Annotated in this window: 21 protein-coding genes and 1 tRNA gene; 12 read left to right on the plus strand and 10 right to left on the minus strand. The window is 63.8% G+C overall.

What is annotated here, in order from left to right:
* Positions 1-19: 19 nt before the first annotated feature.
* The 4 genes from ACX5I4_RS05965 (at position 20) to ACX5I4_RS05980 (ending at position 4211) form a co-directional block, all read left to right on the plus strand.
* Positions 20-1465 carry an NAD(P)/FAD-dependent oxidoreductase gene (locus tag ACX5I4_RS05965; protein WP_461835860.1) on the plus strand — a complete coding sequence of 482 codons (1446 nt, stop codon included), beginning with the start codon at positions 20-22 and terminating at the stop codon, positions 1463-1465.
* Positions 1466-1575: 110 nt separating this feature from the next.
* Positions 1576-2496 (plus strand): N-acetyltransferase, encoded by a 921-nt coding sequence (locus tag ACX5I4_RS05970; RefSeq protein WP_461835861.1) that lies wholly within the window; start codon positions 1576-1578, stop codon positions 2494-2496.
* A 63-nt stretch (positions 2497-2559) separates the two neighbouring features.
* Positions 2560-2633, plus strand: a tRNA-Leu gene (locus ACX5I4_RS05975).
* 222 nt (positions 2634-2855) lie between these two features.
* Complete coding sequence (locus ACX5I4_RS05980) at positions 2856-4211, plus strand: ABC transporter substrate-binding protein (RefSeq protein ID WP_461835862.1); 1356 nt, start codon at positions 2856-2858, stop codon at positions 4209-4211.
* 170 nt (positions 4212-4381) lie between these two features.
* Here the strand turns inward: ACX5I4_RS05980 and ACX5I4_RS05985 are convergent, their stop codons facing one another.
* Genes ACX5I4_RS05985 through ACX5I4_RS06000 form a run of 4 tightly spaced genes read right to left on the minus strand, consistent with a single transcriptional unit; the run spans position 4382 to position 8426 of the window.
* Positions 4382-5167 (minus strand): ABC transporter ATP-binding protein, encoded by a 786-nt coding sequence (locus ACX5I4_RS05985; protein ID WP_461835863.1) that lies wholly within the window; start codon positions 5165-5167, stop codon positions 4382-4384.
* A complete protein-coding gene (locus ACX5I4_RS05990; protein ID WP_461835864.1) occupies positions 5164-6177 on the minus strand; it encodes an ABC transporter ATP-binding protein in 1014 nt (337 codons plus the stop codon). Before ACX5I4_RS05990 ends, ACX5I4_RS05985 begins: the two co-directional genes overlap by 4 nt.
* Positions 6174-7142: a branched-chain amino acid ABC transporter permease gene (locus ACX5I4_RS05995; protein WP_461835865.1), complete on the minus strand. Its 969-nt coding sequence runs from the start codon at positions 7140-7142 to the stop codon at positions 6174-6176. Before ACX5I4_RS05995 ends, ACX5I4_RS05990 begins: the two co-directional genes overlap by 4 nt.
* A 9-nt stretch (positions 7143-7151) precedes the next feature.
* Positions 7152-8426 (minus strand): branched-chain amino acid ABC transporter permease, encoded by a 1275-nt coding sequence (locus ACX5I4_RS06000; RefSeq protein ID WP_461835866.1) that lies wholly within the window; start codon positions 8424-8426, stop codon positions 7152-7154.
* Positions 8427-8849: 423 nt separating this feature from the next.
* On the opposite strand from ACX5I4_RS06000, the gene ACX5I4_RS06005 reads away from it, so the two are divergent.
* Entirely contained in the window at positions 8850-9734 is an 885-nt protein-coding gene (locus ACX5I4_RS06005) for a Bax inhibitor-1/YccA family protein (protein WP_461835867.1), read from the plus strand.
* Between the two features lie 19 nt (positions 9735-9753).
* Here the strand turns inward: ACX5I4_RS06005 and ACX5I4_RS06010 are convergent, their stop codons facing one another.
* Genes ACX5I4_RS06010 through galT form a run of 3 tightly spaced genes read right to left on the minus strand, consistent with a single transcriptional unit; the run spans position 9754 to position 13366 of the window.
* Positions 9754-10992: an acetyl-CoA C-acetyltransferase gene (locus ACX5I4_RS06010; RefSeq protein WP_461835868.1), complete on the minus strand. Its 1239-nt coding sequence runs from the start codon at positions 10990-10992 to the stop codon at positions 9754-9756.
* Positions 10993-11045: 53 nt separating this feature from the next.
* Entirely contained in the window at positions 11046-12215 is a 1170-nt protein-coding gene (galK, locus tag ACX5I4_RS06015) for a galactokinase (protein ID WP_461835869.1), read from the minus strand.
* Positions 12212-13366, minus strand: a complete 1155-nt coding sequence (gene galT, locus ACX5I4_RS06020; protein WP_461835870.1) for a galactose-1-phosphate uridylyltransferase — start codon at positions 13364-13366, stop codon at positions 12212-12214. Before galT ends, galK begins: the two co-directional genes overlap by 4 nt.
* 92 nt (positions 13367-13458) lie before the next feature.
* On the opposite strand from galT, the gene ACX5I4_RS06025 reads away from it, so the two are divergent.
* The 4 genes from ACX5I4_RS06025 to ACX5I4_RS06040 are packed head-to-tail and all read left to right on the plus strand — an operon-like array spanning position 13459 to position 17648.
* The gene (locus ACX5I4_RS06025) at positions 13459-14409 is read left to right on the plus strand and encodes an aldose 1-epimerase family protein (RefSeq protein ID WP_461835871.1); all 951 of its coding nucleotides are present in this window, start codon (positions 13459-13461) and stop codon (positions 14407-14409) included.
* Positions 14410-14450: 41 nt separating this feature from the next.
* On the plus strand, positions 14451-15776 hold the full coding sequence (locus tag ACX5I4_RS06030) for an AI-2E family transporter (RefSeq protein ID WP_461835872.1): 1326 nt from the start codon (positions 14451-14453) through the stop codon (positions 15774-15776).
* A 3-nt stretch (positions 15777-15779) separates the two neighbouring features.
* Positions 15780-17018, plus strand: coding sequence for a threonine ammonia-lyase (ilvA, locus tag ACX5I4_RS06035; protein WP_461835873.1), 1239 nt, complete (start codon positions 15780-15782; stop codon positions 17016-17018).
* A gap of 12 nt (positions 17019-17030) precedes the next feature.
* Positions 17031-17648, plus strand: coding sequence for a rhomboid family intramembrane serine protease (locus tag ACX5I4_RS06040; RefSeq protein WP_461835874.1), 618 nt, complete (start codon positions 17031-17033; stop codon positions 17646-17648).
* 122 nt (positions 17649-17770) lie between these two features.
* Here ACX5I4_RS06040 and greA read toward each other — a convergent pair whose 3' ends face one another.
* Together greA and ACX5I4_RS06050 are read right to left on the minus strand one after the other, a co-directional pair.
* The gene (greA, locus tag ACX5I4_RS06045) at positions 17771-18265 is read right to left on the minus strand and encodes a transcription elongation factor GreA (protein WP_461835875.1); all 495 of its coding nucleotides are present in this window, start codon (positions 18263-18265) and stop codon (positions 17771-17773) included.
* A 153-nt stretch (positions 18266-18418) separates the two neighbouring features.
* Complete coding sequence (locus ACX5I4_RS06050; RefSeq protein ID WP_461835876.1) at positions 18419-18877, minus strand: DUF4307 domain-containing protein; 459 nt, start codon at positions 18875-18877, stop codon at positions 18419-18421.
* 114 nt (positions 18878-18991) lie between these two features.
* Here ACX5I4_RS06050 and mca point away from each other — a divergent pair, with 114 nt between their 5' ends.
* From mca to ACX5I4_RS06065, 3 genes are all read left to right on the plus strand, one after another.
* Entirely contained in the window at positions 18992-19897 is a 906-nt protein-coding gene (gene mca / locus ACX5I4_RS06055; protein ID WP_461835877.1) for a mycothiol conjugate amidase Mca, read from the plus strand.
* A 70-nt stretch (positions 19898-19967) separates the two neighbouring features.
* Entirely contained in the window at positions 19968-20276 is a 309-nt protein-coding gene (locus ACX5I4_RS06060) for a hypothetical protein (RefSeq protein WP_461835878.1), read from the plus strand.
* Positions 20254-22482, plus strand: a complete 2229-nt coding sequence (locus tag ACX5I4_RS06065; RefSeq protein ID WP_461835879.1) for a thioredoxin domain-containing protein — start codon at positions 20254-20256, stop codon at positions 22480-22482. The genes ACX5I4_RS06060 and ACX5I4_RS06065 overlap by 23 nt, the downstream gene beginning before the upstream one ends.
* A 51-nt stretch (positions 22483-22533) precedes the next feature.
* On the opposite strand, the gene trhA is transcribed toward ACX5I4_RS06065, so the two are convergent.
* On the minus strand, positions 22534-23175 hold the full coding sequence (gene trhA / locus ACX5I4_RS06070) for a PAQR family membrane homeostasis protein TrhA (RefSeq protein ID WP_461835880.1): 642 nt from the start codon (positions 23173-23175) through the stop codon (positions 22534-22536).
* Positions 23176-23414 lie beyond the last annotated feature (239 nt).

Here is a 23414-nt window from a genome sequence, read left to right on the forward strand (position 1 = left end):
GGTGCTGTACTCTATTCTTATGGCAACCACCCCTGAGCTCATTGACCGTCCCCGTGTTCTCGTTGTCGGCGGCGGATACGTCGGCCTGTACGTAGCACTCAAGCTGCAGAAGAAGATCGCGAATGCCGGCGGAATCGTTACCGTCGTTGATCCGCTTCCCTACATGACCTACCAGCCCTTCCTTCCCGAAGTGGCCGGCGGCAACATCGAGGCACGTCACGCCGTCGTCTCCCACCGCCAGCACCTCAAGCAGACGGAACTCATCCAGGGCCGCGTCACCAGCATCGACCACCAGAACCGCACCGCAGTTGTCGCCCCGGCCGACGGCGGCGCGCCTTTCGAGATTCCTTACTTCGACGTCGTGGTTGCCGCCGGCGCCATCACCCGCACCTTCCCGATCAAGGGCCTCGCCGATGAGGGCATCGGCCTGAAGACCATCGAAGAAGCAGTAGCCCTGCGCAACAAGGTCCTTGAGCGCATCGAGGTCGCCTCCACCATGACGGACCCCGCTGAGCGCGCCAAGGCCCTGACCTTCGTGGTTGTGGGTGGCGGATTCGCCGGTATTGAATGCATCACCGAGATGGAAGACCTGGCCCGCGCCGCGGTCAAGAACAACGCGCGCATCCGTCAGGAAGAAGTCCGCTTCGTTCTTGTCGAAGCCATGGGCCGCATCATGCCCGAGGTCACCGCTGCCCAGGCCGAGTGGGTTGTCGAACACCTGCGCAGCCGCGGCATCGAGGTCCTGCTCAACACCTCCCTCGACAACGCCGAGGGCAGCCTCAAGCTCATCAACCTGCCGGACAAGACGCCCGCCCAGGAATTCGAAGCCGACACCCTCGTGTGGACGGCAGGCGTTCAGGCCAACCCGATGATCCGCTCCACCGACTTCCCGCTGGAGCCCCGCGGACGTGTCCGCGTCCTTCCGGACCTCCGCATCGCGGGCGACGAAGGCATCATCGACAACGCCTGGGCAGCCGGCGACATCGCCGCCGTCCCGGACCTCACCGGCAGTGGCCTGCCGGACGGCACCTGCGTTCCGAACGCCCAGCACGCACTGCGCCAGGCCAAGCGCCTCGCCAAGAACCTGTGGGCTTCCCGCTGGGACAAGCCCATGGGCGACTACAAGCACAAGAACCTCGGTGCGGTTGCCGGCTTCGGCGAATGGAAGGGCGTCGCCAACATCAACATCCTGGGCCGGATCGGCCTCAAGGGCGGCCTCGCCTGGCTGGCCCACCGCGGCTACCACGGCTTGGCCATCCCCACCGGTGAGCGCAAGGTCCGCGTGATCTTCAACTGGCTCCTGGGCATGACCATGGGCCGCGACACCACCCAGCTGTTGGACCTCGACAACCCGCGCGGAGCCTTCGTGGCCGCGGCCACCCCGGCTCCCAAGCCGGCCGCCGCACCCGCTCCGGCTGTTGAGCCTGCCGAGGCCAAGGCACCGGTCACGGCTGACGCCAAGTAGCGATACCCGAAGCAGTCCTGACGACGGCGACCTTCTCCCCCGAGGGAGGCGGCCGCCGTCGTCGTTTAATTCCCGGCCTGTCTGCGACGGCGAGTCCTAGACTTGTCAGCATGGCTGGCGAAAGCGATCTGACGACCCTCCTGACATCCATGCACCCCGTGGTTCGCGACGGCGACTATGTGTACGCGTTGTGGCCGCACGGGAAACCGCTTGAGGGCAATATCGAAGCCGCTGTCCGCGAAGCGGAAGGCCTCACTGTGGTGCTGCGCCGCGAGGAAGCCGGGCGACTCGGGCTGTCCTACGATTTCGTGGCGGCCTGGATCACCCTTCAGATTCACTCCGCGCTGGAAGCAGTTGGCCTGACAGCAGCCGTCAGTTCCGCCCTGACCGCAGCTGGTATCAGCTGCAACGTCCTGGCCGGGTTCCATCATGACCATCTGCTGGTTCCATCCGCCGAACGCGGGCACGCCATGGAGGTGCTGCAGCGGCTGGCACAAGGGCTGGTGCTACGGACGGAGAAGCCAGCTGACCGCGGGGCGGTCCTGGACCTGACAGCCAGCGCGTTCTCGATCAGCCCGGTCACCGGCCTGCCGGTCGAGGGAATCCCGGCGGAAGTGAAGCTGTTGCGCGAACTGTTCGACTGCGACGAGTACCTGCCGGAGTTCAGCATCGTGGCAGAGATCGGCGGCGAGATCGTGGGACACATCATCAGCACCCGCGCCCGGCTCGGAAATCTCGAACTTTTGGGACTCGGCCCCATCAGCGTCCAGCCGCACCTGCAGCGGCGTGGCATCGGGTCTGCGCTCTTGCGGGAAACCTCCCGACGGGCCGAGGGCGCGGGCGAACCGGGCATCGCTTTGTTGGGCAGCACCGAGTATTATCCGCGCTTCGGATATCTTCCCGCCAGCCAACTGGGTGTGACGGCGCCCGACCCCGCGTGGGGAGACCATTTCCAGCTGTTACCGCTCAAAACATGGCCCGACGGCGTCAGCGGCACCTTCCGCTATGCCACGCCGTTCCAAGCGCTCTAAGGGCGCCGCGCTCCTTGCCTTTGACGCGTTCCAGGCCGCGGGCTGGGTTACCATTATCCGGGCGCCCCAGTAGCCCAATCGGCAGAGGCAGCGGACTTAAAATCCGCTCAGTCCGGGTTCGAGTCCCGGCTGGGGCACGCTTGCATTCCCTGCCGCCGCGCGGATGACCGCGGATTCGACGCAACCTCCGGGGATACTCCCAGCTGACCATAAGATTTCCCCCATGCAACGAGTGTTATAGGGCTGTGACCTGAATCACTTATGTTCCCGGGCCAATTGCATTAGTTTGAGTCTTATTCAGGAACACCTGATCAATCGCATCAAAGGCAGATCGCACCTCTCGATCGAGGAGACAATCCATGTTTGATCTTTCCCAAGCGGCGCCCCGTGCGGCCAAGCTCACCGCGCTTGGCATCGGCGTCGCTCTTCTAGCCACGGCCTGTGGTGGATCATCCACTCCAAGCTCCACTGGAAGCACTTCGGCCGGAGCCGCGGGCATCGCTTGCCCAGCCCCGAGTGCAGGAGCAGGAGCCGGCGCCAGCCAGGCTGCAACAACGACGGGTCCCGTGCCTCCCTCGACCACCACCTCCGCTGCGCCTTTGAAGATCGGTTCGCTTCTGCCTACCACGGGCTCGCTGGCCTTCCTCGGCCCGCCCGAAATCGCGGGCGTGAACCTTGCCATCAAGCAGATCAATGACGCAGGCGGTGTCCTCGGCCACCCGGTCGAGGTGATCCATCGTGATTCCGGTGACACGAAGACCGATATCGCGACCCAATCAACCACGGCCCTCCTCGGCCAGGGAGTCAGCGCTATTGTCGGTGCAGCGTCTTCAGGCGTTTCGAAGACCGTGATCAACCAGATCACCGGCGCCGGCGTCATCCAGTTCTCCCCGGCAAACACCTCTCCGGACTTCAGCACCTGGGACGACAAGGGCCTCTACTGGCGTACCGCCCCCTCTGACGTCCTGCAGGGCAAGGTCCTCGGAAACTACATGGCATCCTGTGGTGCCCAGACGCTGGGCATGATCGTCCTGAACGACGCCTACGGCACGGGCCTGCAGAAGAACGTGAAGTCGGCGTTCGAAGCGGCCGGTGGAAAGGTTGTTGCGGAGGAGCTCTTCAATGAAGGCGACTCCCAGTTCAGCAGCCAGGTGGACAAGGTGATTGCAGCGAAGCCTGACGCGATTGCCCTGATTTCATTTGACCAGGCCAAGAGCATCGTTCCGCTGCTGACGGGCAAGGGTGTCAAGCCAACGCAGTTGTTCATGGTTGACGGCAACACCTCCGACTACAGCAAGGACTTCAAGGCAGGCACGCTCACCGGAGCCCAGGGCACCATCCCCGGCACCTTCGCGAAGGATGACTTCAAGAAGCAGCTCCTGGCCGTCGACCCGAGCCTGAAGGACTACAGCTACGCTGGTGAATCTTGGGACGCAGTCAACCTGATCGCCCTGGCGACGGAAGAAGCGAAGAGCACGAAGGGTGCGGATATCGCTAGCCATCTCCAGGATGTTTCCCAGGGTGGCCAGAAATGCAACGACTTCCCGAGCTGTGTGACGCTGCTGCGCCAGGGCAAGGACATCGACTACGACGGCAAGTCCGGTCCGGTGACCTTTGACAAGAACGGTGATCCGAGCGAGGCCTACATCGGTATCTACCAGTACTCTGACGACAACACCTACAAGCCGATCCGCGAAGAATTCGGCAAGCTCTAAGCCGGAAGCTGGACCAGACTGAACCACAACGAAATGAAGTAAGCAGGACCCCCGGAGAAAAACCTCCGGGGGTCCTTTGCTTTGCCCCGTTCGCTCCCGAAGAGCGCACAGAAGAGAGCGCGCCAAAGTGGGCAGCAAAAAGCCCGGCACCGCAGTGCCGGGCTTTTGCCTTAGTGTCCCTCGCCCTCCACGGTGTCGGCCAAGGTGCCGAGGTAAAGCTGGATGACCTTGGGGTCCTTCATGAGCTCCCGGCCTGTGCCGGTGTACGCGTCCTTGCCCTGGTCCAGGACGTAACCGCGGTCGCAGATCTGCAGGCAGCGGCGGGCGTTCTGTTCCACCATGATCACTGAGACACCTGCCCGGTTGATCTCGTGGACGCGCAGGAAGGTCTCGTCCTGTTTGACGGGGGAGAGGCCTGCGGACGGCTCGTCCAGCAACAGGACGGCGGGATCCATCATGAGGGCGCGTCCCATGGCCACCATCTGGCGTTCACCGCCGGAGAGCGAGCCCGCACGCTGGGCTCGACGCTTGCCCAGTTCCGGGAAGAGCCCGGTCACGAAGTCGAAGCGCTCGGCAAACGCCTTGGGCTTCTGGAACATGCCCATCTGGAGGTTCTCCTCGATGGTGAGCGTGGCAAACACGTTGTTGTTCTGCGGGACGAAACCCACGCCCTGGGTCACCAGCTTGTTGGCTTTGAGCCCGGTAAGGTCCTGCCCTCGGACCACCACCGAGCCGGAGTGGACCTTGACTAGCCCGAACATCGCCTTCAGGAGTGTGGACTTTCCTGCTCCGTTGGGCCCGATAATGCCGATCAGTTCGCCCTTTCGGGCTTCGATGCTGCAACCGTTGAGGATGTTGACGCCGGGCAGGTACCCGGCAACCAGGTTGGTGACGCTCACCACGGCCCCGTCGGCCGGTGTGCTGCTGGCTGTGGGCATTGCGCTGGGTGCACTCATTTGCCATCCTCCTCTTCCAGACGGGCGACGACGACCTCGGGCGCGATCATGCCTGCATTCTCCGTGCCCACGATCGATTCCTCGTCTGCCTCGAGTTCTGCTTCGAGCTCCTTGATGCCCTCGGCGTCCCCAAGATCGACGTCGTGGTGGGCGCCCAGGTAGGCGTCGATCACGGCCGGGTTCTTCATGACTTCCCCTGGTGGGCCTTCGGCGACGATCCGCCCTTCGGCCATGACCACCACCCAGTCGGCGATGTGCCGGACCATGTTCATGTCGTGCTCCACGAAGAGCACAGTCATGCCTTCGGCCTTGAGGTTCTTGATGTGGTCAAGGAGGGACTGGGTCAGCGCCGGGTTGACGCCTGCCATGGGCTCGTCGAGCATGACGAGCTTGGGCCTGACCATGAGCGAACGGGCCATCTCCAGGAGCTTGCGCTGGCCGCCGGAGAGGGAGGCTGCGTAGTCGTCCTTTTTTGCGTCCAGCTTGAACTTCTCCAGCAGGACGTCTGCCTGGGCCGTGATTTCCTTTTCCCGGCCGCCCCAGATGCCTTTGAAGAGGGCCTTCGAGAGGCGCTCGCCTGGCTGGTCTGCGGCACCGAGCCGCATGTTTTCCATGACAGTGAGCTTGCCCATGACTTTTGTTAGCTGGAACGTGCGGACCATGCCCATACGGGCCACCTTGTAGGAGGACACTCCCGCAATGTTGCTTCCTTCGAACTTCCACTCGCCGGAATTGGGAGTATCAAAACCCGTCAGCAGGTTGAACAAGGTGGTTTTGCCGGCGCCGTTGGGGCCGATGAGTGCCGTGATCTTGTGCCGCGGGATCTCAAGGTACTCGACGTCGACGGCGTTGATGCCGCCAAAGCTGCGGGTGACGTTTTCCGCCACCACGATCGGGTCCCTCTTCTTGCAGCCCGGCAGGTTCTCTCCGATGGCAATCGGCCGGGAATCGGTCATGTAGTTGATTTCTTCTGTTTTCACGTCATGCGAATCGTCGCGAGGCTCAGTCATGCGAATGCGAGCTCCTTCTTGTTGCCGAAGACGCCCTGCGGGCGGAAGATCATCAGGAGCATGAGGGCCACGCCCACCAGGATGTAGCGCAGCTGGCCGGCCTGCACCGTAGTGAGCCATGTCACCGCTCCGGACTCGATCAGGCCGTACAGGATGCTCTGGGTCAGGGACAGGACCACCCAGAAGATCATGGCGCCGATCACGGGCCCGAGGACCGTGGCCATTCCGCCCAAAAGCAGGCAGGTCCAGAGGAAGAAGGTCAACTCCGTACCGTAGTTGGATGGCTGGACGGCGCCTCGTGGGAGGGTGAAGATCATGCCTGACAGGGCGCCGAGCACGCCGCCGATCATCAGGGCTTGCATCTTGTAGGAGTAGACGTTCTTGCCGAGCGAACGGACGGCGTTCTCGTCCTCGCGGATGCCTTTCAGGACACGCCCCCACGGGCTGCGCATGAGGAGCCACACCAAGGTGCAGCAGACGATGACCAGGCCCCAGCCGACAACCCTGATGAAGAAGTCACGGTTGTTCATGCCCAGGTACGTACCTGGCGGGAACGGATTCATCACAAAGAAATCGCCCTCGAAGGCCGCCAGGCCGTTTGCCGAACCCGTAAAGCCGGTCAGCTGGTTGGTGGTGACGATATACCGCAGGATTTCGGCGGAGGCGATGGTCACGATGGCGAGGTAGTCTGCGCGAAGCCGCAATGTGGGAATACCCAGGATGAACGCAAATGCCACCGAGCAGATGACCGCGATGAGCAAACCGACAAAGAACGGAACCTTGAAGGTCAGCGTCGATATGGCGAAGCCGTATGCGCCGACCGCCATGAATCCTGCTTGACCGAAGTTCAGTAGGCCCGAGTAGCCGAAGTGCACGGCGAGGCCGAGCGCGGCAAGGGCGTATGCCGCCGTCGTCGGGCTGATCAATTCGCCCGCGGCGCTGGAGAAAATAAATCCAAAGTCCATGGCCGTCTCCTAACCCACACGCTCACGCCGGCCGAGGATACCCTGCGGTCGGAACAAGAGGACAACAATCATGATGAACAAGGCGCCGACGTATTTGAGGTCGGCGGCGAGGCCGAACACCGTAGTTAGCTCCACGAAGATTCCGACGACGATCGAACCGATCAGTGCGCCAAAGACGGTTCCAAGACCGCCAAGGGTCACGCCGGCGAAGATGAGCAGAAGGATTTGCGAACCCATGTCGAAGGTGACGCCTGGCCGGTAGTAGGCCCAGAGGATGCCACCGAGGGCGGCCAGCATTCCGCCGACGATCCACACGATTCGAATGACGGAGTCGACGTCGATGCCGGAGGCGGCTGCGAGGGCGGGGTTGTCCGCCACTGCGCGCGTTGCCTTGCCGAGCCTTGTCCTGAGCAGGACGATGCCGATGAGGGCAATGACCACTGCACTGATGACCAAGGACCAGAGGTTGTTGGGCGAGATGGACACTGGGCCAATCTGGATTTCCGAACTCTGGGCGTAGGGCAGCTGCTGCGTGGCGCCGCCGAAGAAGAATTGGATGACGTAGCGGATCGCCAAAGCAAGGCCGATGCTGACGATCATCATGGGTACCAGGCTTGTGCCGCGGCGTCGCAATGGCCGCCAGAGGCCGGCATCTTGAACGTAGCCAAAGAGTCCACCGCCAAGCAGCGCGAGCACGATAGCCAGCCAGAACGGCAGGTTCATCGCATTGAAGGAAAAGACCAGCACGGCGCCGAGCGTCACCATTTCGCCGTGTGCAAAGTTCGTCAGGCCGGTGGTGCCGAAGATCAAGGACAGGCCGACGGCGGCAAGCGCGAGCAGCAGTCCGAAGCTCAAGCCGGCAACCAAGCGGTTGAGCAGGTTCTGCCCGAAGTCCTGCTGCGTGACGACGATGCCCTTGCCGAAGGCGAAGATCACCGAGAGGTTGGAGGTTTGGCTGAAGGTGACTTTGCGGGGATTCTCCTGGCCTTCGGCAAGTTTGATGCCATTGGGCAGGGTGGACGTGTCCAGCTTGACCTCGTAGGTACCCTGCACGGGCACTCCGATGCTCCATGCTCCATTGGCGCCTGACGTCGCGGATCCCTCGAAGCCGTTGCCGGTTGCAGTGATCTTGACTCCCGGGATGGGGGCGCGGGCATCGTCGCGGAGGAATCCGCTGATGCTGTTCTGGAATTGTTCCGGGGCGGGGGAGGGCGATGGGGTGGCTGCCTGTGCCGCCGGGGCTGCGAGCAGTGCCGCCAGGAGGACAGCGAATAGCGCCCCCATGGCTTTCTGCAGTCCCTTGGACGGTCTCTTGGACCGATCTCTGGATGTGCTTCTCAAGATGGAAAACCTTCCACATTGGGGGTGGTCCCGGCTGCGCCATTGCGGCCGGTGCGAACGGTCATGGGCTCCGTGGCAGCATCTCACTGCATTGACACTGCCTCTGTGACATTCGTCACCCATGTCCGCTTATGCTACCGCTCACGCGGCCTAAAAAATGCCCCCCAAAGGGCCTGGGACGTCGCGATCAGATAACAACTGTGAAGCTGCAGGCAACTATTTGCTTAGTCCAGCTAAAGTAAACCCTTGTTGATCCCGAGTGCATCTAAAGAGTCTGTGAACATACGGAACTTTCGCTGCGGACCAAGCGTGGGAATTGGTAGCGTGAACTATCACTTCGCCCCCTTACCAAGAAGGAAATCCACCATGGCACTCGGAGGCAACCCGGTCTTCAACGGAAAGAATTTCCGTGGAGCAACACAGGCACCGCCTGTTCCCAGCTATTCGCAAGGACAGAGCCAGTACGGCCAGAACCAGTACGGCCAGCCAGCCTGGGCAGCACAGCAGATGAGCACCGATCAGCTGCAGCAGATGTACAACCAGCCTTCGGCCGGTCCCGCAGAAACCGGCCGGATGACTTTCGACGACGTCATCGTCAAGACTGCCGCCTGCCTCGCTGTGCTGTTGCTTGGCGCAGCCATCACCTTGTTCGTGGCCCCTGGCACGGCCAATCTCCTCATGGTCGTCGGAGCGTTGGGCGGCTTCGTGCTGGCCATGGTCAACACCTTCAAGAAACAGCCGTCCCCGGCGCTGATCCTCACCTACGCCGGTCTTGAGGGCTTGTTCCTCGGCGGCCTGACGCGCCTCCTGGATGGTTTGTACCCGGGAGTCGGACTGCAAGCGGTCATCGGTACGCTCGCCGTGTTCGGGGTGACCCTGGCGCTCTTCAAGAGCGGCAAGGTGCGCGCCACACCCAAGGCGGTGCGCTTCTTCATGATCGCCACCCTCGGCTACCTCGTCTTCGCCGTGATCAACATGGTCATGGTGTGGACCGGCGCCGTCCACTCGCCCTTCGGCTTGAGCACCAGCGTGCACATCTTCGGCATCCCGCTGGGCGTCTTCATCGGAGTCCTGGCGATTGGCCTGGCTGCTTTCTCGCTGGTCATGGACTTCACGAGCATCGAGCAGGGTGTCCAGCAAGGCGCTCCCCAGAGGTACTCCTGGACGGCCGCCTTTGGCCTTACCGTCACCCTCGTCTGGCTCTACGTGGAGATTATCCGCTTGCTCGCGATCCTGCGCGGGGACGACTAAACCTCCCGAGCTTGAGGACCTAGGACAGCCGCTCGAAGACCACCGCCATGCCCTGACCGCCACCGACGCATAGGGTTGCCAGGCCCAAGGTGCCGTCCCGTTCGCGGAGGCCATTGAGCAAGGTGGTGGTCATTCGGGCACCCGTCATGCCGAAAGGGTGCCCGAGGGCGATTGCGCCGCCGTGAACATTGAGCTTCTCCGGATCGATGCCGAGTTCGCGGGCGCTCGCCACCACCTGGACGGCGAAGGCTTCGTTGAGTTCCACGAGGTCAATGTCTGCCATGCTCAGCCCCGCCAGGGCCAGGGCGCGGCGTGAGGACTCCACCGGTCCCATGCCCATGAGCTCCGGGGAAAGGGCGCTGACGCCGGTCGAGACGATGCGAGCCAGCGGTTCGAGGCCAAGCTCCCTTGCCCTGAAATCGCTCATGACCACGACGGCGGCAGCACCATCGTTGAGCGGGCAGGCGTTGCCCGCAGTCACCGTTCCTTCCGTGCGGAAGACAGGCTGCAGCGCGCTGACCGCTTCAAGGGTGACGCCGGCGCGGGGTGAATCGTCGCGGTCCACCACGGTGCCATCTTTGCGGGTGTACGGCGTGATCTCGCGGGCATAGAAACCGGAGGCAATGGCCGCCTCTGCACGGTTCTGGCTCTGCACTGCCCACCGATCCTGTTCCTCCCGGCTGATTCCGTGGCTTGTGGCGACGTTTTCGGCGGTCTGTCCCATCGCGATGTAGACGTCCGGCATCCGTCCGCCCATGCGGGGATCCGTCCATGGGGTGTTGGACGCGGCACGGGCGGCCGTGCGGGCACGCGCCGCTTCAAACAGGGGGTTATGCAGGCTGGTGTCCGTTTCCCCTGCCCCGACCCATTTCTGGTAGCGGGACACCGACTCGACCCCGGCCGAGACGAAGGCATGGCCTTCACCGGAGCTGATGGCGTGGAAGGCCATCCGAAGGGTCTGCAGGCTCGAGGCGCAAAAGCGGTTGATCGTGGCCGCGGGGACGGTGTCCAGACCGGCCAGGACGGTCACTACCCGTGCCATGTTCGAACCGGCCTCACCACTGGGTTCGGCGCAGCCCAGATAGAGGTCATCGAGGCCGCGGCCGTCCAGTGCTCCCGGATCGAAAGCCGGAATCTTCGCCAGCGCAGCAGTCACCATCGCCGCCGCGAGGTCATCCGGACGTTCGTCTTTCAGGGACCCTTTGAAGGCCCGTCCAATGGGGCTTCTGGCAGTGGAAACGATGACAGCCTCAGTCATGTCCCCAGCTTACGCCGGGGCCCGCGAGCCGAATGCGGGCGGATGCCCGCGAGTCAAACCAGGCGCGCTGCCCCCGCAGCCGGGGTCACGGTGAAGATATCCGGCGTCGTGAAACCTGCCGCCGCGAAGGCGCGTACGACGGCGTCGCGCACCTCCTGCTCGTGGCCCACCGGAGTGAGCGCGATAGCTGAGCCGCCGAATCCGCCTCCCGTCATGCGGGCGCCGATAGCGCCGTGGGCGCGGGACGTTTCCACCGCAAGATCGAGCTCCGGACAGGAGATTTCGAAGTCGTCGCGCATGGACACGTGGCTGGCGTCCAACAGCAGGCCGATGTGGGCGGGACCGTCCGTGGTGAGGCGCTCCACGGTCTGCAGCACGCGGTCATTCTCGGTGACAATGTGCCTCACGCGCCGGAAAGTCGTGCTGTCCAAAAGCCCGCTGGCTTCCTCCAGATCGCCGATCCCGACGTCGCGAAGGGCTGTGACTCCCAGCACCTGGGCGCCCAATTCGCAGGAAGCCCGGCGGGAGGCATAGCCGCCGTCCGCGTGTGAATGGGAGACCTTGGTGTCGATAACCAGCAGGACGAGCCCGGCATCCTGGGCGTCGAAGGGCACCAGCTGCACGCTTTGGTCGCGGCAGTCCAGGAAGACAGCGTGGCCCGAGGATCCGCGCAACGAGGCTGACTGGTCCATGATTCCGGTCGGGGCGCCCACGAAGTCGTTTTCAGCCTTCTGCGTTGCGAGCACCATGTCTTCGGCGCCCAGGTCCGCGCCGGTGAGGTCGTTGAGTGCCGAGATGACTGCGCATTCGATGGCGTGTGAGGAGGACAGTCCCGCGCCAAGGGGGACATCGGAATCCATGAGCAGATCGAAACCGGGGATATGGATCCCGCGCTGTTGCAGGGCCCAAGCCACGCCGAGGGGATACTTCGTCCAGCCCTTGGCGGATTCAGGGGCCAGCGTGGTGATGTCGGCTTCGACCAAACCTTGCTCGCCGAAAGTGGACAGCAGCCGAATGCGTGAATCGTCGCGGATCCGGACCGCGACTTTCGCGGTCTTGTCGATCGCGAAAGGAAGCACGAAGCCTTCGTTGTAGTCGGTGTGCTCCCCGATGAGGTTCACGCGTCCCGGTGCCTGCCACACGCCGTCGGGCGCTGAACCGAAAATCGCCTCGAAGCGCCCGAACAGGGCGCCCAGCGCGGGGGCGTCGGGAGTGGAGGTCATGCTGTGGCCCCTTCCGGAATGGCCCTGGTAGTTTCCCCACCACGAATCGGGGAATCGCTGGCGACGGCGCGCAGCCGTTCGGCCACGGATTCGGGCGTGGTGTCGTTGATGAAGGCTCCCATGGCCGCCTCGGACCCGGCAAGGTACTTGAGTTTGTCGGCGGCACGGCGCGGGGAGGTGAGCTGCAGGTGCAGGTGGCCGGACGGGCGCAGGGCCGCATCCAGGGGTGCCTGGTGCCAGGCGGAAATGTACGGCGTAGGCGTTGGATACAGGTCGTCCATGCGCTTGAGCAACTCGAGGTAGATGTGGGCCAACTCGTCGCGTTCTTCGCCCCTCAAGGCGGCGAGGTCGGGAACTTGCCGATGCGGTACGAGGTGCACTTCCAGAGGCCAGCGCGCGGCGAACGGTACGTAGGCACTGAAGTGCTCAGCCTCGAGCACCATGCGGCTTCCATCCTGCCGTTCGGCTTTGAGGATCGAGGACGTCAGCGATTCCTGGCCCTTGGAGTCGTCGAAGTGCCGGACTGCGGCGGCGCCAAGGCTTGCTGCCCGCGGGGTGACGTAGGGGTAGGCGTAGATCTGGCCGTGCGGATGGTGGAGCGTTACGCCGATGTCGGCTCCGCGGTTCTCGAACGGAAACACCTGCTGGATTCCCGGGAGGGCGCTCAGGGCCTCAGTCCTGTGTGCCCAGGCCTCGATAACGGTGCGTGCCCTGGTTTCGCCGAGCCCGGCGAAGGATCCAGTGTGGCTGGGGGTGAACGAGACAACTTCGCAGCGGCCGTAGGCTGGCCCCGAGGTTCCCCAAGCGGGCGTGCCGGGGATAGTGCCTACTGCTGGCCCCAGCGAGGGGAAGCGGTTTTCGAAAACCACGACGTCGTAGTCCGGCGCGGGGATTTCCGAAGGGTTCCCGGGGGTGGTGGGGCAGATGGGGCATTGGTCCGCGGGCGGCAGATGCGTGCGGCTTTGGCGGTGCGCCGCGACAGCGACCCATTCGCCGCTCAGCGCGTCATAACGCAACTCGCCTGGATCAGCGCGTGGCGGGAGGTCCCGGTGATCCGTCAGCGACCCGGGTTCACGCTCCGGTGAGCCGGCGTCGTCGAAATAGATCAGCTCCCGACCGTCGGCGAGGCGTGTACTGGTAAGGCGAGTCATGGATTTATGGTGGCACAAGGTGCTCAAAAAGGCAAAATATCTAACAAAATTGAACATTAAGCGATGGGGCCGGGATGCAGTACGGTGGTGCCATGCCTCCCACAACACCGTATTCCGCACCGGGCGAAGAGACCGTATCCCGGCGATTTGCCAGCGGTCGCCAATTCGAAATCCGGCGCGGCGACGCGCTCGCAGTCATCACCGAGCTCGCTGCCGGCTTGCGCATGTTCAGCCGCGCCGGCGTCCAGCTCACGGAAAGCTACGGTGACGATCAACTCCCGCCTGGCGCCACTGGAATCACCTTGGCGCCGTGGGCCAACCGGGTGGAGGACGGGGTGTGGTACCTCGACGGGAAGAAACAGCAGCTGGACATCACCGAGGTGTCCCGCAACAATGCCAGCCACGGTCTCCTGCGCAACGCGTCCTACGCCCTCGTGGAGGAGGACGAGTTCTCCGTAACCCTCGAAGCGGTGATCTTCCCGCAGCACGGCTACCCGTTCCTGGCCCGACATCAGGTCCGGTACTGGATTGATGCCGGGCTCGCGCTGCGTGTATCCCAGACGCTCATCAATGATTCGGTGGCCCCCGCACCGTTCGTGCTGGGAGCGCACCCCTATCTGCGCGTCGGAGACGTTCCGCCTGAAGAGATGGTGCTGACGGTTCACGCGGGCACGAGGCTCGTGGCCGACCAGCGGTTGATCCCGCGCAGTTCGGTGCCGGTCGACGGCGATTTCGATCTTGGCGGCGGCAGGACCGTGGGCAGCCTCGATATCGATGTGGCCTTCAAGGATCTGGAGTTCGACGGCGGCATTGCCCGCCACACGCTGTCTGCGCCCGACGGGCGGAGCGTCAGCTTGGAGCAGGACGAAAATTGCGCCTATGTCCATGTTTTCGTCACCGATACCTTTCCTGGCCGTTCGAAAGCCGTTGCGATCGAGCCCATGACTGGTCCTGCGAACGCCTTTAACTCCGGCGAAGGCCTCCGTTGGCTTGAACCGGGGGAGGCCTTCACCATGAAGTGGGGAATTGTGGGCGCGCTGTAGCCCGGTTTCCTATCCGGCACACCCTGGGGAATTATGGGGGCATGACGCCAGCACAGGACGCCACGCCAGGAACTGCCCCCGTTACAACTGGGCCCGGACCGCTCTCGGAGCACCACATTGCACAGGACATCCCCTACGGGGTCCGGATTGCCGCCGCCTGGGCATGGCGGGTGGGACTGATCATGTTGGTAGTGGGGACTCTCATCTGGTTGTTGGGGAAGGTCAGCTTCCTGATCATCCCGCTGATGGTGGCTTCCCTTCTTGCGGGCTTGCTCCACCCCGTCACCGCGTGGCTCAGGAAGCTCAAGATGCCGCAAGGAGTGGCTGTCGCCATCACGGTTGTGGGGTTCCTCGGAGTCATTGCCGGAGCCTTGGCCTTGGTGGGCAGGCAACTGGCTGTGGGATTCGGCGAATTGTGGCAAGAGGCCCTTACCGGTATCCAGCAAATCCAGACCTGGCTCGCTGAAGGGCCGCTGCATCTGACCGCGGACCAGATCGACAAGTACATCCAAGACGCCAGCTCGGCCTTGCAAAACAACAGCAGCAGCATCCTCAGCGGGGCCCTCTCGTTTGGCAGCACCGCCGGGCATTTTGCCGCAGGCATGGTCCTTGCCCTTTTCATCCTCATCTTTTTCCTCTTGGAAGGATCCAGGATCTGGCAGTTCATGGTGGGACTGCTGCCCCGGAACGCGCGCGCAGCCGCCGACGGCGCGGGCCGGCGCGGTTGGTCGTCCATGGTCAGCTACGTGCGCATCCAGATGTTCGTGGCGTTCGTGGACGCGGTGGGCATCGGAGTGGGTGCCGCAATCATCCAGGTTCCCCTCGCCTTGCCCTTGGCTGTCCTGGTGTTCATCGGTTCATTCATCCCCGTGGTGGGTGCCCTCGTGACGGGAGCCATCGCAGTGCTCCTGGCCTTGGTGGCCAACGGCCCGGTCAACGCCCTCATTATGCTGGGCATCGTCCTTTTGGTGCAGCAGCTTGAGAGCCACATCCTGCAGCCGCTTGTCATGGGCAAGGCTGTATCGCTGCATCCGGTTGCCGTGATCCTGTCCGTCGCCGCCGGTTCGTACCTTGCTGGAATCCCGGGAGCGCTCTTTGCCGTTCCGCTACTAGCCGTAGCAAATACGGCAATTCGCTATATTGCCGCCAGGACGTGGGAACATGATGAAGGACTGACGACGGCGTACGCTGGCGCGGGGACCGCAACACGGGACTCCGATGGGGATCCCACCATCAAGGAAATCCACCTTCCCGCGGCCATGACCGGCGCGCAGTCCAACAGCGGCAAAGGTGCCGCCAGCCAGAACGCGGCTGCGGAACGGACATCCCCCAAGGATGCCGCAGACCACACCAACAAAGGAGAATAACCCGTGAATACCCTCGATACACTGCCCGTCACGCTGGACGATGTCCTTAAGGCGCGGGAGCTGCTCGAGGGCATTATCACCAAGACGCCCATCGAGTCCTCACGGGCTCTGGGAGCGATGGTAGGCGGCCAGGTCTTCTTCAAGTGCGAGAACCTCCAGCGGGCCGGTTCCTTCAAGGTCCGTGGAGCCTACGTCCGGATGGCACGCCTGTCACCCGAGGAAAAGAAGCGCGGCGTCGTCGCGGCTTCGGCAGGCAACCACGCCCAAGGCGTTGCTGTGGCGGCGAAAAGCCTGGGAATCAAGGCACGCATCTACATGCCGCTCGGCGTCGCGCTTCCGAAGCTCGCCGCGACCCGCAGCCATGGAGCCGAGGTGATCCTCCACGGACACAACGTGGACGAGGCCCTCGCCGAAGCGCAGCGTTACGCGAATGAGACGGGCGCGGTCTTCGTCCACCCCTTCGACAACGTCGACGTCGTGGCTGGCCAAGGCACCGTTGGCCTGGAAATCCTGGACCAGGTCCCCAACGTCGACACCGTCCTCATGGGCGTCGGCGGTGGCGGCCTGCTGGCCGGTGTCGCCGTCGCGATCAAAGCAAGGGCCAAGGAACTGGGGCGGGAGATCCGGATCATCGGTGTGCAGGCAGAGAACGCCGCCGCCTACCCGCCGTCGCTGGCCGCCGATGCCTTGGTGCCGCTCAAGAAGGTTTCCACCATGGCGGACGGAATCGCCGTCGGACGTCCTGGCCAGCTGCCCTTCAGCATCATCCGCGAACTTGTTGACGACGTCGTCACCGTCAGCGAGGACTCCTTGGCGCGGGCACTCATCTTCCTGCTGGAGCGGGCCAAGATGGTGGTTGAGCCGGCCGGTGCGGTCGGCGTCGCTGCGCTCATGGATGGCAAGATCGAAAACCCGGGAACAACTGCCGTCATCCTCTCCGGCGGCAACATCGACCCCATGTTGATGCTCAAAGTGATCCAGCGTGGCCTCTCAGCGGCCGGACGCTACATGACCGTCCGAATGATGCTGGATGACCGGCCGGGTTCCTTGGCCACCATTGCCCGTATCATCGCTGAAAACGATGCCAATGTGACCGGTTTGGACCACACCCGGGTGGGCGGAGCGATCAGCATGGGCGACGTCTCCATCACGGTCAACCTGGAAACCAAAGGCCACGAGCACAGCGAGCAGGTCCTGGCGGCCCTTCGCGCCGAGGGCTTCCACCCGATCGTGGTGCACTGACGGGCAGCTGATATGGCGCTCTATACCAACGGAGACGGACGGGCACCCGCAAAGGATTCCCTGGCTACCCGAGCTCGGGGCGGGTTGCTGTTCATGGGTGGCTTCGTGGTGCTGTTGGCGGTGATCGAGTTGGTCAACACCTTGATGATGCACAGCCTCAACAGCACGTTCGGGCTGCGCCCCCGGAGCCTGGACGGCGTTTTCGACATCCTGACATTCCCGCTGCTCCACGCCAATTTCGGGCATCTCCTGTCCAATGCGCTGCCGCTGGTTATCTTCGGTTTCCTGGTGTTCCTCTCCGGCCTCCGGGTGTTCCTGACGGCACTGGCGTTCAGTTGGCTGGGTTCAGGCCTTGCAGTATGGCTGATCGGCGGGGGAGGCGTGACCGTGGGCGCCTCGGGCCTGGTCTTTGGACTCTTTGCCTTCCTGCTGGTGCGCGGTTTTTTCAACCGCAGCTGGCGGCAGATCCTGCTCTCGGTGGTGCTGTTCCTGGCTTACGGCGGCATCTTGTTCGGTGTACTGCCTACCATGATGGGTTTCGTCTCGTGGCAAGCGCACCTCGGCGGGGCCATCGGGGGAGTGGCGGCCGCCGTGCTGCTGCGCCCGCGCCCCTTGGCTCAGCCCAACTGACTGGCAGTTGTTGTCGTTTTGACGCGTCTTAACGACAACAAATGCGAGTCAGTTGGGGGACAAAAGCAAAACGCCGGCCCTCCCGCGAAGGGGAGGGCCGGCGTCGTTGTTTTGCGGGACTGTCAGCCGGCGTACGGCTTGGCGGAAACGATCTCCACCGGGATTTCCTTGCCGTTGGGGGCGACGTAGCTGATCTTGTCGCCTTCCTTGTGGCCCATGATCGCCACGCCCAGCGGAGACTTCTCGCTGAAGACGTTGAGATCGGAATCGCCGGCAATTTCGCGGGATCCGAGCAGGAAGGTTTCTTCGTCACCGGCGATGCGAGCGACGACGAGCATGCCGGGCTCGACGATTCCGTCATCGGCCGGAGCTTCGCCAACCTGGGCGTCGCGCAGGAGCACGGTCAGCTGGCGGATGCGGGCCTCGATCTTGCCCTGCTCTTCCTTCGCGGCGTGGTAACCGCCGTTTTCCTTGAGGTCGCCTTCCTGACGGGCGGCTTCGATCTTCTGTACGATCTCCGCACGGCCGGGGCCGGAAAGGTGGTCCAGCTCTGCCTTCAAGCGGTCAAATGCGTCCTGGGTAAGCCAAGCTGCAGGCGCGCTGTTGGTGGTCGACACGGACTTCTCCTTATGGATCTGACAAGCAAAGACCCCGCCGGTGCAGGCCACTCGTGGAACTCAGCAACCAACTCAGCGGGGTTAAGGTATTGATCCAGTGTAGTCAATCCTGTGGACAAACCCAAGCTCGCTGAGTCGCGGGTCACACCTTTGTTATTTGCCGTTGTCGACAATCCAGCAGTTGTCCACGACGGCGGACACGGCCTCGGACTCAGTGTGCAGGATAGTCCTTTGGACAGTTGTCTGGCCGCCGTCGGCGCCGTCCTTGGGGGCATTCGGGCCGATTTGGACGACCTTCCAGCCGACCACTGCGAACTTGGAGTCCATGGCCTTGACGGCGCATTTTGCCGTGGCATCAGGGCTTTTGGTGACCTGGAAATCGACCTCGGACTGGGTGGCGTCCGTGGAACTGTACCCGAGATCCTTGAAAGTCACGGACGATTGCGAGGAAGAGGTGGTGACCCAAGCCAGGAACCCGATACCGAGGGCCAGCGCGGCGATCACGATGTTGCGTTTGGTTTTCCCGCCGAAGGCGCGCTTTTGGCTGCCGTAGCGATTGGCTAGGCTGGTAGTTGCCGGCAGCGCCGTGCCCGATGGGTCCTCCGAAGTCACCCACCTAGTTTAGTGGGCTTCCGGCACCGGCGTTGCACACAGCGGAAACGCCTGAGCAGCAGCAGCCACCAGCAAGCCCAGAAGAGCATTACCCGGAAAGAGGAACCGTACCGGATGAGCACATCCAGCAGCCCCGACACGCAGCTCCGGCTGCTCGCCGTCCACGCGCATCCGGACGACGAATCAAGCAAGGGCGCGGCAACTATGGCGATGTACGCGGCTTCCGGCATCGAGGTCATGGTGGCCACCTGTACTGATGGTTCGCGGGGCGACATCCAGAATCCGGCCATGGAGTCGGCTCCGCACCCTAAGCGGGACATGGCGGGCGCGCGTCGCCTGGAAATGAAGGAAGCGGCCGCTGTGCTGGGAATCAAACAGCGTTGGTTGGGTTTCGTGGATTCAGGACTGCCCGACGGCGATCCGTTGCCACCGCTGCCTGCGGGCTGCTTCGCGCTTCAGCCCCTTGAGCGGGCGGCCGCCCCGCTGGTCCGGCTGGTCCGTGATTTCAAGCCACACGTCGTGGTGAGCTACGACGAAAACGGCGGCTACCCTCATCCGGACCACATCATGGCCCACAAGGTCGCCGTCGAGGCGTTCCATGCCGCCGGTGACCCAACGCGCTACCCCGGGACCGGCGAGAGCTGGGAACCCAGCAAGCTGTACTACGACCGCGCGTTCAGCCCCGACCGATTCCGTGCCTTGCATTTTGCGCTCGAAGAGGCCGGCCTGCAATCGCCCTACGCGGAACGGCTGGCTGCCTGGCTCGAAGCCGATGCCGAAGGCCATACTCCGCCGAGGCCGATGCACCAGACCACCACGCAGGTGGATTGCGGGGACTATTTCGAGGCCCGCGACGATGCCCTCCGGGCGCACCGAACCCAGATTGATCCGCTTGGCTTCTTTTTCGCTGTGTCCCCGGAGATGCAGCGCAGGGCCTGGCCGTGGGAAGACTACACGCTGGTCCACTCCCGGATCCCGGCCGAACTGCCTGAAAAGGACCTGTTCGCAGGGCTAAGATAGGATCGCCGGCGATTTCTATCACGCGTAGAAGTCGCCAACCGGCTGGAAACTCCCATAGAAGGTTTGAACCGTGCACCACTTTCTCATCGCCCTGGCCACGACTCCGTCGCCTACCCCGACCCCGTCGCTGCGCCCCGGCCTGTCGGAAGACCAGGTGACCCCGGGAACCTGGGGCTTCGTCCTGACTGCCTTCATCGTGGTGCTTACAACCTTCCTGATCGTGGACATGGTCCGCCGGATTCGCCGGGTCCGCTACCGGGCCCAGGTTGAAGAAGCCCAACTGGCCGCAGAGACCGGCGGCGCCGATGACGGCGGCGTCGCCTCGGGCAGGCCCGGTCCGGAAGACTCCGACGGCGATGCCGGCTCCGGAGCCCGCTGACCCGGGCACCACCCGGGAATGGCCGGGGGCATCCAATGCCCTCGGCTCCGAACCGTCCGCTTATCTGCGCCAACACGCGCACAACCCGGTGCACTGGCGGCCGTTCGGGGACGAAGCCTTCGCCTTCGCGGCGGCCCGCGATGTTCCCGTCTTTCTTTCCATTGGCTATGCTGCGTGCCATTGGTGCCACGTCATGGCCCACGAGTCCTTCGAAGACCAGGACACCGCGGACTACTTGAACGGCCACTTCGTGGCCATCAAGGTAGATCGTGAAGAACGCCCGGACGTGGATTCGATCTACATGGCGGCCACCCAGGCCATCAGCGGCGAGGGTGGTTGGCCGATGTCCGTCTTCCTGACGCCCGAGGGCCTGGCCTTCCATGCGGGCACGTATTTCCCGCCGGCACCCCAGCCCGGGCGGCCGTCCTTCCGGCAGGTGCTTGAGGCTGTCCACGAGGCATGGTCGGAACGCCGGGACGCCGTCGAGCAGAATGCCCGGGGACTCGCCTCCGGCATGGCCGACGCCCAACTGGCCACCGCAGTGTCGTTGGACGGACCATCCGAAATCCTGGACAGGAGCCTGCTGTCGGAAGCAGTGCGCGTTCTCGCCCGGTCGGAGGACCTCGACGGCGGTGGCTTCGGCGGCGCTCCGAAGTTCCCGCCGTCGGCAGTTCTTGAGTTCTTGATGCGACATGCTGCCGTGCCGTCGGACACATCCGACGCCGCCCGCGACATGGCCGGGCGCACGCTCGCCGCGATGGCCCGATCCGCTCTGTGCGACCAGCTCGACGGCGGCTTCGCCCGGTATTCCGTGACCGCCGATTGGTCCGTGCCGCATTTCGAGAAAATGCTCTATGACAATGCCCAGCTACTCCGCGCCTACGTCCACTGGGTCAGGCTGCGCGGCGACTGGGTCCTGCCGGCAGGCGAGGCTGCAACGGTGGCGTCGCGGGCAGCGGACTGGATGCTGGATTCGTTGGGCGTGGGCGATCCCGCAGCCCCAGAGGGGCTCGCGTCCTCGCTTGACGCCGATACCGTGGTGGACGGCGTGCATCATGAAGGGGCGTCCTACCTGTGGACCACCGAAAGCCTCGAAGCCGTGCTGGGCCCAGGGGATGTTGCGGTTGTGGCAAGCCTGATGAATGTCGGGGCATCGGGCACAGTCTCGGCGCTTGGATCCCCGCTCCATCCTGGGCGCCAGCTGACCGGGGCCGAATCAAGGTTGTGGAACCGTGTCCGGCCCGCGTTGCGTGCCGCGCGCTCCGCGCGCCCCCAGCCTGCCCGGGACGACAAGGTAGTGGCGGGCTGGAACGGCCTGGCCATCGCCGCGCTGGCCGAAGCCGGAGCAGTTTTGGACAGGCCGGAACTGATCGCCGCCGCGGAAAGCGTGGCCGCGTACCTGGTGCGCGTGCATTGGCGTCCTGCGGCAAGTTCCGGCGGGCCGAGTTCCGGTGCGCAGGTGCTGATCAGGGTCTCGCACGATGGCATTGCGCGAGGGATCAGCGGCCTGTTGGAAGATTATGCGTTTTGTGCCGAAGGCTTCCTGGCCCTCTATGCCGTGACCGGCCACCGCCGCTGGTACCGGTTTGCGGAAGAATTGATCCGCGGAGCCTGCGCGCGCTTCGTGGTGGACGGCACGTTGTCGGATTCCGTGGGGGAGTCGGCCCAGGTGTTCAACGCGCAGGGGCAGCACCCGGGGTTGGACCCCTTCGACAACGCGGCGCCCAGTGGAGCAGCGGCATTTGCCGGTGTGCTGCTGAGCTACGCTGCGTACTCGGGTTCGCACGGGCACAGGGTCATGGCGAGCAACATCCTGTCCCTCCTGCCGCCGATAGCCGGCCGGGCGCCGCGGGTGGCGGGCTGGTTGCTAGCGACCGCCCAGGCGGCCGTGGCTGGTCCTGTAGAGGCTGCTGTATCCGGCCCCGCTGGTCCGATGCAGCGGGAACTCCACCGTGCCCTGCTGGCCTCTCCAAGCCCGGGAATGGTGGTGGCCGTGCAGAGCGGGGAAGCCGGGGAACAGGCCGCCGACGACGGCGCGCTGCCGGACAGCCGCGCCACGGAACCGGAGGTGCCACTGCTTGAGGCCCGCACGGCCGCCGCGGACGGCTCACCGCAGGTGTACTTGTGCCGGGGGATGGTCTGTGACCTGCCGCTGCGCTCGGTCGAGGAACTGGGGCAGCGCCTTGCAGCGATGACGGAGAACTGAGGCTTCCTCGGCTGGGGCTGCCGGGGACCGCAACCACCTCAGGACCGCGAACTAGCTGAGCACGGCAATCATGATTGCGGCAAAATGCGCCGCGAAGGCCAGCACTGTGAGGGCGTGGAAGAGTTCATGGAAGCCGAAGTTCCGGGGGCTGAAGTTTGGTTTCTTGATTCCATAGAAAACCGCGCCAGCGATGTAAAGGGCTCCGCCGACGCAGATGAGGATCGCGGCGGGGGCATTTGCCGCGAAGAATTCGGGCAAATAGAACAAAGCGCCGCAACCCAGTGCAACGTAGATGGGCACGTAGAGCCAACGGGGAGCCGCGGTCCAGAGGACTCGGAACAACACTCCCAACAGCGCTCCGGACCAAATGACCCAGAGCAGGAGCACTGCCTTGGGGCGCTCCAGTAGCGACCATGCCAAGGGGGTGTAGCTGCCCGCGATCACCAACATGATGTTGGTGTGGTCTAGCCGTTTGAGGACCATTCTGGTTTTCGGCTCCCAATTGCCGCGATGGTAGACCGCGGACACTCCGAAGAGCAGTACACCCGTGAAAGCGTAGATGGCTGATGCGATCTTCCGGTCGGTCGTAGGTGCCAACGCCACCAAAGCGATCCCTGCTGCGACGGCGAACGGCGTGGCCACAGCGTGTATCCAGCCGCGCCACCTTGGCTTGATTGTGAGCAGCTCCGACATCGTTAAAGCGTAACCCGGGCCAGGATAAGTTACTGCCGAGTAGTGCCCTTTTCGATCGAGTTTCAAGACTCCGGTGTGCCGGCGGCCCAGCTGGGGAAGGTAGCCTTGGTGGTGCACCTTCGGCCGCGCTCCGGAGGTGGCGACTGTTGTTTGGGTGAGGCTGGCGGCCCACCCGGCCAGCCGCCGTCGTTGTTTGTTTTGCTTGTTAGTTGCCGTTCAAAGGAAGTCAGGTGAGTGTC

This window comes from Arthrobacter sp. MMS24-S77 (genome assembly GCF_054888235.1).